This is a genomic window from Caldicellulosiruptor changbaiensis (assembly GCF_003999255.1).
GTDB classification, from domain to species: Bacteria; Bacillota; Thermoanaerobacteria; order Caldicellulosiruptorales; family Caldicellulosiruptoraceae; genus Caldicellulosiruptor; species Caldicellulosiruptor changbaiensis.
This window is the reverse complement of the sequence record NZ_CP034791.1, coordinates 2,609,752-2,623,679: the sequence shown is the minus strand read 5'-3', so window position 1 is coordinate 2,623,679 and position 13,928 is coordinate 2,609,752. Positions and strand designations below refer to the sequence as shown.

The 13,928-nt window shown below is 32.7% G+C and carries 8 protein-coding genes, 1 pseudogene and 2 CRISPR repeat arrays; of the genes and pseudogenes, 8 read left to right on the top strand and 1 reads right to left on the bottom strand.

The features are described 5' to 3' along the window. The first annotated feature begins 307 nt into the window (after nt 1-307). The 3 genes from ELD05_RS12665 (at nt 308) to istB (ending at nt 6,575) form a co-directional block, all read left to right on the top strand. Nucleotides 308-1,252: a transposase gene (locus ELD05_RS12665; protein WP_127350978.1), complete on the top strand. Its 945-nt coding sequence runs from the start codon at nt 308-310 to the stop codon at nt 1,250-1,252. A gap of 344 nt (nt 1,253-1,596) precedes the next feature. Next, nucleotides 1,597-4,143: direct repeats of the CRISPR family, unit length 29 nt; unit sequence GTTTTATCTGAACTATGAGGGATGTAAAC. Between the two features lie 183 nt (nt 4,144-4,326). Continuing rightward, complete coding sequence (istA, locus tag ELD05_RS12660; RefSeq protein ID WP_127352923.1) at nt 4,327-5,805, top strand: IS21 family transposase; 1,479 nt, start codon at nt 4,327-4,329, stop codon at nt 5,803-5,805. Continuing rightward, nucleotides 5,802-6,575, top strand: coding sequence for an IS21-like element ISCsa9 family helper ATPase IstB (istB, locus tag ELD05_RS12655; protein ID WP_127351519.1), 774 nt, complete (start codon nt 5,802-5,804; stop codon nt 6,573-6,575). The genes istA and istB overlap by 4 nt, the downstream gene beginning before the upstream one ends. An 85-nt stretch (nt 6,576-6,660) precedes the next feature. After that, nucleotides 6,661-7,155: direct repeats of the CRISPR family, unit length 29 nt; unit sequence GTTTTATCTGAACTATGAGGGATGTAAAC. Between the two features lie 57 nt (nt 7,156-7,212). On the opposite strand, the pseudogene ELD05_RS15150 reads toward istB, so the two are convergent. Then, nucleotides 7,213-7,356 (bottom strand): annotated as a pseudogene (locus ELD05_RS15150) (ISNCY family transposase); the annotation flags it as partial. A gap of 122 nt (nt 7,357-7,478) precedes the next feature. Between ELD05_RS15150 and cas6 the strand changes: the two are divergent. The 5 genes from cas6 to cas3 all read left to right on the top strand — a co-directional run bounded on the left by cas6 (nt 7,479) and on the right by cas3 (nt 13,900). Then, the gene (gene cas6, locus ELD05_RS12645) at nt 7,479-8,264 is read left to right on the top strand and encodes a CRISPR-associated endoribonuclease Cas6 (RefSeq protein ID WP_127352710.1); all 786 of its coding nucleotides are present in this window, start codon (nt 7,479-7,481) and stop codon (nt 8,262-8,264) included. A 65-nt stretch (nt 8,265-8,329) separates the two neighbouring features. Beyond that, nucleotides 8,330-9,952 carry a type I-B CRISPR-associated protein Cas8b1/Cst1 gene (gene cas8a1, locus ELD05_RS12640; RefSeq protein ID WP_127352709.1) on the top strand — a complete coding sequence of 541 codons (1,623 nt, stop codon included), beginning with the start codon at nt 8,330-8,332 and terminating at the stop codon, nt 9,950-9,952. Beyond that, nucleotides 9,945-10,955, top strand: a complete 1,011-nt coding sequence (gene cas7i / locus ELD05_RS12635; protein WP_127352708.1) for a type I-B CRISPR-associated protein Cas7/Cst2/DevR — start codon at nt 9,945-9,947, stop codon at nt 10,953-10,955. The genes cas8a1 and cas7i overlap by 8 nt, the downstream gene beginning before the upstream one ends. Nucleotide 10,956: 1 nt before the next feature. Then, a complete protein-coding gene (gene cas5b / locus ELD05_RS12630) occupies nt 10,957-11,664 on the top strand; it encodes a type I-B CRISPR-associated protein Cas5b (RefSeq protein WP_206516890.1) in 708 nt (235 codons plus the stop codon). A gap of 7 nt (nt 11,665-11,671) precedes the next feature. Next, nucleotides 11,672-13,900, top strand: a complete 2,229-nt coding sequence (cas3, locus tag ELD05_RS12625; protein ID WP_127352707.1) for a CRISPR-associated helicase Cas3' — start codon at nt 11,672-11,674, stop codon at nt 13,898-13,900. The last annotated feature ends 28 nt before the right edge of the window (nt 13,901-13,928 follow it).

Here is a 13,928-nt window from a genome sequence, read left to right as displayed (position 1 = left end):
AACTTAATTTAATCAAAGTTCACCTCACCGGACTTTTTTGAATGTTTTGGCTTAAGAATGAAGATAGACTTTTGAGGAGCTTTTGTCAAGACATAGCTTTATACTTTGCATGCTGGTGCTTTTGTTGGGATAGTCTTTTTAGAGGTTTTTGTAAAGTAAAACTTTAATTTTTGTTTATAATAAATTAGAGGTTGTTGAATAAAAGAAATAACCATATAGAGTAAACATAGTAACAAAAGAAAAAAGCCCCCTTGTGTTATAATTTTAATTTAAGAGAAAACCACAACAAAACACAAGGGGGAAAAAGATGACTAAGAATATTAAAGCACAAAATAAGAAATTTTTAAAGCTGCTTTTTGTAATAAAAAAGGTTACTGAAGTTTTATCGAGGAAGATAAAGCAAAATAGAAGGGGACGACCGAGGAAATTTAATCTGTTTCAGATAATAGCTTGTTTGGTTTATAAAGTTAAAAAGGGGATAAAGAGTTTCAGAGAATTAGAATATCGAATAAATCAAGACACAGAGTTTAAGCAAGTAGTAGGTATAGAAGAAAGTCCGGACTATTCATATTTTGCAAAGTTGTCAAGAAAAATAGAAAAAGAATACATGCAAGATATAAAAGACATATTAATAGCTAAGATAGAACCTGATATGAGTATAGCGATAGTAGACTCTACGCCGCTGAGAAGTGCCAAAAATGATTCAGAAGCAAAAATAGGTATACATATTACAATAGGATTTTTCAGGGGATACAAATTACATCTTTTGTGTACAGGTAAAGAAGAAGTAATACCACTTTTCTGGATTTTAACAGGGGCAAATGAACATGACTCAAGACAAGAAGAGCTTTTGTATAGGGCATGGGGCTTTGGCTGTGAGATTGTATTAGCAGATGCGGGATACGATTGTAGCAGATGGTTTAATATAGCAAATGAGCTTAAAGTTAAATTTGTTGCTGGGATAAACAAAAGAAACATGAAAGATAAAAACAATGTTAAGAATGTTTTTAGAAGCAAGAACATAAGATTTTTAGAAACTGAAGAGGGTAAAAAGCTATACAAGCAGAGAACAAAGATTGAAAGACTATTTAGCAAATTAAAAGGTGAATATAATCTTGAGAATGTGAGGCTCAAGGGATTTAGAAATTATAAAAGGTATATTGATTGGATACTAATTACTTTTCTATTTGAGCAACTTCTTAGAAAGTTAGAAGGTAAGAAGTTTTCTTTCGCTTATGAATGGAATCAATAACTTTTGTTTATTTTATGTATTGTTGGTAATATTTTTTATTCAACAACCTAAATAAATTAAGAAATTTTAGAATGGAGTGTTGAAGGAAAAATAAGCTGCTTGCATTGTGAGGGATGGTCAAAGGTTTAAAAGGCTTCATAACCAGTTTTATCCTTTTTGCAGCAAACCTATAAATTTAAGCTCAGCCTAAAAAAGACTTTTCTCTCAAGGGATAGAGCCTATTTTTCAAAATATCCTAAAACCTTAACTCCCACCTTGCTGCAAAATACCCCTCTTGAAGAGACTTATGAAATAAACTATAATGAAAGCAACATCAATTTCTTCCGCCAACTTTTAAAAAGAGGGTTTTATCTGAACTATGAGGGATGTAAACTTTTAAGTCTTTGCAAAGCTTCATCAAATTTTTTAAAGTTTTATCTGAACTATGAGGGATGTAAACAAGAAAAACAGATACAACTCTCAAATTTGGGATGAAAGTTTTATCTGAACTATGAGGGATGTAAACTATATCAATCTTTTTCCCTACATCAGCGACTATCTGCGTTTTATCTGAACTATGAGGGATGTAAACAACGCTTGCTTGGTTAAAAATTTTCTATCTACAGTTGTTTTATCTGAACTATGAGGGATGTAAACTAACAATTTGTTCACAATTTGTGGACTATTGATTTTTTGTTTTATCTGAACTATGAGGGATGTAAACGCAGACGTTAATTGCAACATGTCCTGTGCATTTACTCGTTTTATCTGAACTATGAGGGATGTAAACTACGCTGGTGGTTTAACAATATTAGCATTGTTTAGCTAGTTTTATCTGAACTATGAGGGATGTAAACGACTTCCTTACTTCTTCTGCCATCTTGAATTTGCCTGCTGTTTTATCTGAACTATGAGGGATGTAAACCAGATTTGGTCTGCAAGATTGCTTGAGAATTTGAGGAAGTTTTATCTGAACTATGAGGGATGTAAACATTAAATAGTCAACTGTTACGTTAAAAAAACGAGCTAGTTTTATCTGAACTATGAGGGATGTAAACTAATCTTTTGTTAACAGCTCGTTAATTTGCTGTTGCGTTTTATCTGAACTATGAGGGATGTAAACTCTTTAGTTATAACAAATATCATCACTAATCCCTCCTTGTTTTATCTGAACTATGAGGGATGTAAACGTTGTTTTAGGTGTTGTAGGGGCTTATCTACTTTTTAAGTTTTATCTGAACTATGAGGGATGTAAACGAATATCTGTAACTTTGGGTTTTTCTCCAAAAGCTGTGTTTTATCTGAACTATGAGGGATGTAAACTGTTTTTCATAAATTATTGCTAAACGTGTTAATGAGTCTGTTTTATCTGAACTATGAGGGATGTAAACACTTTGGCTAAGATAAGCAACGTGGCAGAACTAAATAGGTTTTATCTGAACTATGAGGGATGTAAACGATAGAATAGTTTTGCAACCTGTTTTAAATTGTTTTGTTTTATCTGAACTATGAGGGATGTAAACGCGATGGGCAAATCTGCATTTGCGATAAATTTGGCTGGTTTTATCTGAACTATGAGGGATGTAAACCCTTTCAAAACTTTAAAAAGCGAAATTTTAGTAGTGATAGTTTTATCTGAACTATGAGGGATGTAAACAAAAAAGTGTTTCTTTAAAACGCCTTAACCCAGTTTCTTGTTTTATCTGAACTATGAGGGATGTAAACGATGAACTTGAAATTGAAACTGCTACATACTATCGCGTTTTATCTGAACTATGAGGGATGTAAACGCCGCCCCGCCCACGCCAGCTGGGTTGCTGTGCGCTGGTTTTATCTGAACTATGAGGGATGTAAACAAGAATCGGTGACCGGAATTGAATTCCGCTCATCCTCAGTTTTATCTGAACTATGAGGGATGTAAACGCTGGGAACGCTGCAACCTTGCGCCGCAGCCCCGAAGTTTTATCTGAACTATGAGGGATGTAAACTTGCTGTTTTGTGTTTCTTATAATAGCTGATACGATGTTTTATCTGAACTATGAGGGATGTAAACTTCTCTATTACACCTCATTTAAAAAGCTTTTATTAGGTTTTATCTGAACTATGAGGGATGTAAACATACGAAATATAAATCTGTCTAAACGTCGCCATACTTGTTTTATCTGAACTATGAGGGATGTAAACAAGCTTTGCGATATGGCAACTGGGAGGGATTTTGCGGTGTTTTATCTGAACTATGAGGGATGTAAACTTTAATTGTGTCTGTAACAAACGAAGCGGCTTTGATAGTTTTATCTGAACTATGAGGGATGTAAACCATAGGCTGCAGGGTCAACAGCATAGCCAAAGTCAAGGTTTTATCTGAACTATGAGGGATGTAAACTCATTGTTCTCATTTCTATTCCCTCCCCAAAGCTTTGTTTTATCTGAACTATGAGGGATGTAAACGATGGATATGCTTGCACAAGGCATATACACGAACATGTTTTATCTGAACTATGAGGGATGTAAACGTGTTTGGTATGTATTCGTTCATAAATGAGCTGCGACTGTTTTATCTGAACTATGAGGGATGTAAACGTAACCTTGCGTTTGCCTCTCGAATTTTTTCTAACACGTTTTATCTGAACTATGAGGGATGTAAACAAAGCAAATGGTTGTTCAAGCTTTGCTTTTTGCTGCGTTTTATCTGAACTATGAGGGATGTAAACTAATCATTTCAAGAAAAGCCTGGTCTATCGTCCGTCGTGTTTTATCTGAACTATGAGGGATGTAAACACTGCAAGAGAAGGTTTAGGAGTTACATCACATAGCAAGTTTTATCTGAACTATGAGGGATGTAAACGAATTAATTCCTACTGAACTACTCGGTTTTTAATCCCTGTTTTATCTGAACTATGAGGGATGTAAACAATAATAGGCTTTACATTTGGCACCCTATCGCAGGAATAGTTGTTAATGATAAAATAAAATCATCAGAAATGACACTAAAAATTCCCCACCTGCCACTTAAAAAGAAGCCTTCTGTAGTGTAGAATGGAAAGTATGGAAAAACTACAGAAGGAGAAGATAACAAGAAAATGTTGGGGGTTGCAATGCATACAACAATCTACACACTTTTCAAACGGGGATACAACAAAAGTCAAATAGCAAGATTGTTAGACGTGGATAGAAAAACTGTTAGAAAAGTAATCCATGACATTGAACAGAAGGGAGAAGTCGAGAGGAAATCAAAAGGTTCTGTATTAGATAATTACAGGGAGTTTATTGAGGCAAAGGTTAATAAAGGACACTCAGCAAAGAAGATACATCAAGACTTGCAAGCGGAATTTGATTTTGAAGGAAGCTATTCTAATGTAAGAAGATATGTCCAAAAGTTAAAACAAAAGATAGCAAATTCAAAGGTGTACATGGTTTTAACAACACTGCCTGCAGAAGAAGCACAAGTTGATTTTGGATATATAGGTAAGATAAAAGTTGATGGAAAATTCAAAAAAGCATGGGTATTTACAATGGTTTTAAGCTATTCAAGATATATGTATGCAGAGATAGTATTCGACCAAACAGTTGAAACATTTATCCAGTGTCATAAGAACGCATTCAAGTATTTTGGAGGAGTAGTAGAAGTTGTGAAGATAGACAACTTAAAAGCAGGTGTATTGAGCGTTGATTTTTATGAGGCGCAAATACAAAAAGATTATGCAAGTTTTGCGAGCCACTATGGATTTTTACCTCAGCCATGCAGGGTGTATACACCGACTGATAAAGGCAAAGTAGAATCAGCAATTAAGTATGTTAAGCAAAACTGTTTTTCTGGAGAAGAATTTAAAGATATTGATGAGGCGAGGGAACATTTAAAAAACTGGCTTGATAATGTAGCAAATGTGAGAGTACATGGCACAACCAAGAAAGTTCCCAAAGAAGTTTTCATCTCAGAAGAGAAGGAAAAGTTAATAGCTCTTCCTATTGAGGAATATTACATATCAAGAAGTTCAATTCACAAAGTAGCTACTAACTGTCATCTCATATACAAAGGGAACTACTATTCAGTGCCATATGAGTATGCAGGACGTGAAGTAGAAGTAGTTGAGATAGGCAGTTTTTTGAGGGTGTTCTTTGAAGGTAAAGAAATAGCCCTTCATCAGATTGTCAAAAACAATGAGAAGGGCAAATACGTAACCAACAAAGAACACTATCCCTCGTCTAAGAATATAACAATTGAGGATATAATGTCAAGACAGAGGGATAAAATGGCAGAGATTGGTAATTGGGCGTTGGAGTTTTTTGAGGAATTTATTAAACGGGAAGGATTTAAAAAATATGATTACAGGAGCATAAGTGGGATAATAGCACTAAAAGAAAGATATGGAGCTGAGACAGTAGACAATGCGTGTAAGAGGGCTTTAAAATTTGGAGGGCTAAGCTACAAAGTTGTCAAGAACATATGTGAAAAAGGGATAAGCGATTTACCTGAGTATGAAGACGAGAGCTATGTTAATGAGGAAAGAACAGAGCTTTACAGGGATATCAGGGAATATAACAAATTGCTTGAGATAGGGGAATTGCAAATATGAATGATCTTTTGTTGGGGAAGCTAAAGGATTTGAAATTATCCGGGATAATAAAAAGTTTTGATTTAAGAGTAGAAGAAGCTATTAAGAATAATTTTTCGTATCAAGAGTTTTTTGAGATATTGATAAATGATGAAGTGAGTAACAGGAGAATAAACAGTAATCAAAAGAGGATAAGCAAAGCGAGGTTTCCATGGCACAAGACATTAGAAGAATATAATTTTAATTATCAGCCTTCAATAAATAAGAGGTTTATATACAATTTGGCGACCTGTGAATTTGTCCGCAAGAAAGAGAATGTGGCCTTCATAGGACCGCCAGGGACAGGGAAGACACATCTTGCAATAGCGATAGGACTTAAAGCTGTAGCACTTGGATATAGAGTTTTGTTTACCACAGCAAATGAGATGTTAGAAGAGTTGTATATTTCAAGAGCGGATAATTCGTATCAACAAAAGCTAAAAAACTATGTTAATGTGGATTTGTTAATAATAGATGAGCTGGGCTTAAGGAAATTTAATCAAAGCAGTGTAGATGATTTTTATGAGATAATATCAAAGAGATATGAGAGAGGATCGATAATAATAACCACAAACAAAGTATTTGAAGAGTGGCCGAGGATATTTTATGATCCAGTTTTAGCGACAGCGATTTTAGATAGATTTGTACATCACTGTCATTTTGTGGTTATCAAAGGTGAAAGTTATAGGATGAAGCAAAGGGAGGGTGCTATCAAAGCTTTAACAGATGATTCCAAGAATGAGTCAAATTAGTTAAATAATGATAATTAAATTTTTTTTAAAACAGGTGGGGAAAAAATATTATCAAAAGTGGGGAAAAGGTATTGACAATAACATAGTTTTATCTGAACTATGAGGGATGTAAACTATTTTTGAATGTAATTATACACTTCAATTTCCCCCATGTTTTATCTGAACTATGAGGGATGTAAACCAACTGAACTATACGGAATAATTTTAGACCTGTATCGTTTTATCTGAACTATGAGGGATGTAAACGCTAAATGCTAAAATGTCAGAAAGAAATAGCTAAACGTGTTTTATCTGAACTATGAGGGATGTAAACTTATCAATAAAAATTGAATGACATTAAAATGTTATCAAGTGGTTTTATCTGAACTATGAGGGATGTAAACGCTTCATTTGCTGCCGGTAAAACCATTCGCTTGGTCGTTTTATCTGAACTATGAGGGATGTAAACGTAAGCATAGATATAAGCATATGCTTGCAGGCTTTTTGTTTTATCTGAACTATGAGGGATATAAACCAGACAGGACAGGTGGCTAACTCTCTCTTTTGTTCAGGTTTTATCTGAACTATAAGGGATGTAAACGATTGATACTATTTCTAGAGCTTTCGTTGTTTTTATACAGTCTTATCTGGACTATGGAGATATTATTTGAAACAAATCAAATTTTCTCAGGCGTCTTCTTCTATTACGTTTCTTCTTCTCAGTTAGTATTTCAGTAATCTTTTTTATCACGTAATACAACTTTAAAAATTTTTTATTTTGAGCTTGGATAGTTTTAGTCATATTCTTTGTCCTCCTTTAAAAATTTTATTTTAAAAAAGAAGGATTTTTACAGTTAATGTCGAAATATAATAAACAATACAGTTTAACACAAGAATTTGTTAAAAAAGGAGAGATTGTTTGAGATGAGAGCAAAATTTATATTTGAAGTACATAATGGGTTTAACGAAACCAAGGAACTCCCAGTTTACTATAGAACGCTATTTATGGCTTTTTTGAAAAAAGCGCTATCATCATATAATGAGGAATATTTCAAAAGGCTTTATTGGTGGGAGGATAAAAAGAATAAATGGCAAAAGCCGTTTGTTTATGCGGTAAATTTGCCCAACATGAATTTTTCAGACGATAAAGTGCTGTTCAGAGGAGATATAGTTTTAAACCTTTCAACTTCCGATTATGAGTTTTTTGTCAATATCTACAATAGTTTAATCAGCAGCAAACTATATCCTCATAAATTGGCTAATAACTGTGAAATCAAACTCAAGAGGGCATACCTTATAAAAGAACCAGAACAATTTTCTTCAACTATGACTTTCAAAACCTTTTCACCTGTGCTGATTGAGAAAAAAGAGGGAGATGACAAAATTCCGGTTTTGCCCTATGATGAAGGATTTGAAGAGGTTTTGAACGATGTAATTGATTTTGAAATTAGAAATATCAGAATTTTGAAAGGGCAAAATAGAGGACTTCATAAAAGAATTAGCTTTAAGCCAATAAATGTCAAAAAGATTGTTGTAAAGCATAAAATTTCTGAGTTTGTTGAAAACACCGGCAAAGAAATTATGTATCTTACAGGCTTTGGCGGTATATTTGAACTATCAGGACATCCAGATGATTTAAAAGAGATTTATCAAAATGGTCTTGGCTTTAGGCGTGGACAAGGATTTGGCTTTATTGAGGTGGTAAAATAGAGTATTTATTTAAACTAAAATCCAAATAATATGTTGCTTTTAGTACTAATAGAGGTGAAATAAAATTGATAAGAATACATCTTAACGATTGGTTTTATAATATGTGCGTAGTGGGACTTTGTAGAGTTTTAGAGTATGCGAAATCTAATATCAATCATAATATTACATTAAATTATTGCGATGACTTTATTGAATTTGAGGAAAAATATCTTGATGATATTCCTAAAGCTTATTTTGAATATTTCTATACAGAATTTAAGAAAATTAACAGTAGTTCAACTGAAACTGAATTTTTAGAATGGCTTAAAAATGATTTAGGGCAAAATTTTATTGGTCAAGCTTCATTTGTTAACAGATATACTGAGACTCACAAAGTAGAAGTAAAAAGTGATAGTATTAGTGGTTGCGAATATTATTTTAATAAACATTTTGTTGGGCCTTTAAAAGAATGTTTATTTAATATTAAAAACTCCAACCATAAATTACCTATTCAAATAGACTTGGAGAAAAGAAAAAAAACAGCAAAAACTGGTCCTACATCAAAACCTTGTGTTTTCTGTGGTGAAATTTCAAGCGGTGATACATTTGATGAAAAGAGGTTTGTACCTTTAGCTGTGAGTTCAGACGGGGCGAAAAACTTTTTCTGGAACGGACATAACAATCTTCCAATTTGCAAAAAATGTGTATTCTTATTTATGTTTGCACCTGCTGGCGTTTCTGAAATTACGTATGTGCGATATAAAAGAGAAGATAAAGATAAATTTAAGAAAGAAGAAGAGAAATACAAAGTGTTTGTAAATTTAGATGCTTCTGTAGAAGAGCTTTTAAAAATTAACAATGCTCTTAAAGACAGAGTTGAGGAAGCATTATCTGCTACAGATAGATTTGAAGATAGTATTTTTAGATTGTTTGCAATAGATTTGATTAAATATCTAAAAACTAAGGCGCTTTGGTCATTTGAAAATATTTTGGTAGTTGAATTTAACGCTCTTTATAGTGAACGCGGTACAAAAGGAGTAAAGAAAAGTAAGATAAACTATCTGAGTTTTCCAAAGCACGTTGCTAAGTTTTTGGTATCAAGAGAGGGTAAAAGTATTACTAAGATTCAAAATACAGAGTTTAGAAACAACTTAGTCAATGCAATATTGAAAAATGAAGGCCTTGAAAGATTGATATTCAGTGAAACTTATCGAATGCTTTATACCTCTTTCTATAAAGAGGCTTATTCTATTTACTTATCTGTGCGTATTAAATGTTTGCTTAAATATTATAAGGAATTGATAACAGGGAATCAAATGTTAAAAGGAGATGAAAAGATGGTTACTGACAGATTAGGAGTACTTTTTAAAAGTGGTAGAAAAATAGCAGAGTATTACATAGAGAAAGAGCAAGAAAACAAATTACCAGCTCTTGTTTATAGACTCCTCAATGCTGCAAAAGTAGGAGATTTTCATACAGTTTTTGATACTATTATAAGAGTTTACATGAATACTGAAATACAAATCCCACATGAGTTCATAGGTTTGGTTCAATCTCAAGGAGCAAGTGACTTTAAGGATGTAATAGATCCTTTATCAATTGCCCAAGCGTTTGTTGCTGGCATTTTATATGAGATGAACAAAGAAAAAGGAAGTTCAACAAAACAGGATAAAAATGAAAATATAGAGGAGGAAGTAGAAAATGGTTAAGAAAGGCTTTACTGCTTCAATAATATTTCTTGGGAACAGCTTAAACTATGGAGAGGGTTTTTCTAACTTTTCAGAGCTAAAGAAATTTGCAAGAGGAGATGGAAATTTATACACTTTTGGTTCACGACAATCTTTGAGATATGATATTGTAAGGCTAGGAAGTGAAAGATTTGGATGGGAATTGGTTGAAACTAAAAGAGAAGGGCAAAAAGGGACAATTCAATTTAAAATTGAAGAAAAAGATATAGCTGAAGCGATAAAGAAGTACGAGGAGTTGGACTTGTTTGGCTATATGATCACTAAAAGAGCGCAAAGAGGGAAAAAGAAAAAGGGTAATGAGGGGGAAGAGACAAAGGATGAGGAAAAAGGAGAGAGCTTAACAAGAAGTGCAGTTGTAAGACTTTCTAATGCAATATCTTTAGAGCCTTATAAAAATGATTTGGAATTTTTATCTAATAAGGGAATGGCAGATAGATTAGAAGATAAAGAAAAGAATAGAAACGCAAATATTGCTAATATAGAATTTCATAATTCGTTTTATACGTATACAATTACAATTGATTTGTCGCGTGTAGGTGTGATTGAGGATAACAAAAATGTAAAAGAAGTTGTAGAAAAAGAGGAGAAATTTAAAAGAGTTTCAGAGCTGTTAGATGTAATAAAGTTTCTAAATAGGAACATTCGAGGTAGATGCGAAAATCTTTCACCGCTTTTTATTATTGGTGGTGTGTATGATATTGTTCATCCATTTTTCTTAGGAAGATTACAGGTAAAAGGGCTAAACCAAAAGTATTATATTGTAAAAGAACCCATAGAATCTACACTTAATATGCAGATTTGGAATAACAAAAAGGTTAAGGATGATACATATATCGGAGCAATGCCAGGGGTGTTTGAAAATTTAGATGAGATAGGCTCACTTGTTCCATCAGGCGTAATTTCTGTTGATGAATTTTTTAACAACGTTAAAGAAAAGATAAAAGATTATTATGAGGTGAAATGAGTTGGCAGAAAAGCTTGAAAATATTTTAAAGGTAAAAATTTTTCAAGAAACTGCATGTTATAAGAAGCCTTTTTCTCTCAAGGTGGCAGAAACCTATCCTCTGCCACCTTATTCTACAGTCAAAGGATTGTTTCATAAACTTCTTGCTACTAAAGATTTTTTCTATAGGTTTAATATTTCTATACAAGGCACATATGAGGCGGTAATGACAAATTATCAGAAAATGTTATTTTTTAAAGATAATGGTGACATAACAAGTATGCCTCTTAGTGTTCAGCTTTTGTATAATGTTGAACTTTTGATTCACGTGTATTATCCTGATAAAAAAATTTTAGAGAGATTGGCTGAAAAACTTATTTCGCCAGACGCATATTTAAGTGTTGGTAGACATGAAGACTTGGCACTTGCTACAGATATTAAGTTTGTAAGGGCTGAGAAGATAGATTTTTCTGAGATAGAAGAGCCTTATTTTGTAAAGTGTAATTTATATATGCCTGAAGAATATCTCAAAAGTGTTCAAGAAAATAATTTTGGATTAAATGGTATTAAATTTAGACTTAACTATAGTTACAAAAAGCTAAATGGACTGCGAGTTTGGGAAGAGAAAGCAGAAGTTAAATACATAGAAAAGGGCAGTGTAATTGAAGATGGAATATTCTTAGTAGATGAAGAAGGGGACTTGGTAGCTTTTTATCCTGTTGTGAGGTGATGGAAGAATGAATGATAAAATTGTTATCTATGCAAAGTCTCAACCACCAGAGACCTTACAAGAACATGTGGATAGTCTAATACATAATTTTCAGATTTTAAAAGATGTCTACAAAAAAGAAATAGATTCGATTTTACCCGATAATGTTAGAGATATTTTTTGGGATATGCTATATTCAGCATGCGTTTTACATGATTGTGGAAAACTTTTTACCCCTTTTCAGAATGTTATCAGAAAACATTTGAAAAAGGAAGCTTTAAAGACCACATTTGAAAATAGTATTCCGCATTCTTATTTGTCACCAGCATTTGTTCCGAAAAGGCTTTTGCAGAAGTATTCTGGTTATGAAAGAGCATTTATGCAGGCAATCATCTACCATCATGAGAGAGATAGTCTTTGCGATGATGTTTTATATGAACTGATTGTAAGGGTAATTAAGGAAGAGTTAGAACCAAAGATTGATATTATAAACAACCAACTTCTCAATCCTAAATTAAAGATAAGTTTAACAAGTCTTAATAAAAAGTATTACAAATATGTTTCAAGTAGCAATAGACTTGTTTGGTGGGATAAAAAAGGAGGAGAAAATGAAGTAGAACTACTTGTTTACATTCTTTTAAAAGGGCTTCTTGTGAGGATAGACCATTGCGCTTCTGCGCATGTAGATGTTGAAGACACAACTAAAGAAAATCTATTTGGCAAAACCCAATGTTATATTCTAAATACTTTTAAAAAGTTAAATGAATTACAAGACCTAATAAAAGATAACAAAGGCAAAAACCTAATACTCATAGCTTCAACCGGAAGTGGAAAGACTGAAGCAGCCCTTATGTGGTCAGAGGATGCTAAAACCTTTTTTATTCTTCCTATGAGAGCTGCTCTTAATATGATGTATTCAAGAATAGCAAAAGATGTTGGAATTAAAAGTGTAGGGCTTTTGCATTCAACAAGTTTGCAGTATTTACTTTTCGAAGAAGATGACCACCAAGATGCATTTTCCATTTATCAATCTTCTAAATACTTGGGGAAACAACTTTTGCTTACAACAATGGATCAAGTGTTTACTTTTCCGTTTAGGTTTAAAGGCTATGAAAGAATATTAGCAACTCTTGCTTATTCAAAAATAATCATTGATGAGATTCAAGGATATTCACCTGTTATTGCTGCAACTATTTTAAAGGGCATAGAAATGCTGCACAAGTTTGGAACAAGATTTTTGATAATGACAGCTACTCTTCCTACAATTTACAAAGACTATTTAAAAGAAAAGGGTATTAATTTTGAAACAATTGAATATCATTCACAAATAAAAAGACACAGAATAAAGATAAAGGAAAAAGATATTCAGGCTGACATTAGCAAAATAATAGAGTTAGCAAAGGAAAAGAATGTTTTAGTTATTACAAATACAATAGCAAAGGCAGTAGAGGTTTATAAACAAATAAAAAAGGCGGTTGGCGAAGAAATAAAAGTTGAGCTATTGCATTCCCAGTTTATTCAAAAGCACAGGCGTGAAAAAGAAGAAAGGATAAAGAGTATACAGCCAAAAAGCACCAGTGGTATTTGGATTACCACTCAAATCATAGAAGCATCCATTGATGTTGATTTTGACTTTTTATTTACCGAACTTTCTACTCTTGATAGTTTATTCCAGCGAATGGGTCGTTGTTACAGAAAAAGAGAATATGACCAAGAAGAACCTAATGTGTACATATATACTGGAAATGTTTCTGGTATAGGTAAGGTATATGATAAAGATATTCATAGTATAAGTTTAGAAATGCTAAAGAATTTTGATAAAAAAATCATTTCAGAAAATGAGAAGGCAAAATTGGTAGAAGAATTATACTCCTATGAAAGAATAAAAGATACTAAGTATTATAACAAATTCAGAGAAATGCTCAATTTAATCGAAAGTATATTTGATGGAGAATTTGAAAAACAAGAAGTACATGAAAGTTTGAGGAACATATTTAATGTGCGTGCTATACCTCAGATGTATAGAGAAGAAGCTAAGAAGCTATTTGAACAATATTCTGCTGCAGAAAATGTTGCAGAGAAAGCAAAGATATTTGACAGGTTTTCGGAATATATTGTTGAAGTTCCTTATTGGAGGGTAGAAAAGTTTATAGAAAAACCTCGCAATTTCTTTAATGATATTTATATTTTGAATTTAGGATATGATAGCAATACTGGAATTAACTATGAAGAAGTTATTCTTTCTGAAATGATTTGAAGGTTAAATTTTCGATAAGAGAGTGATT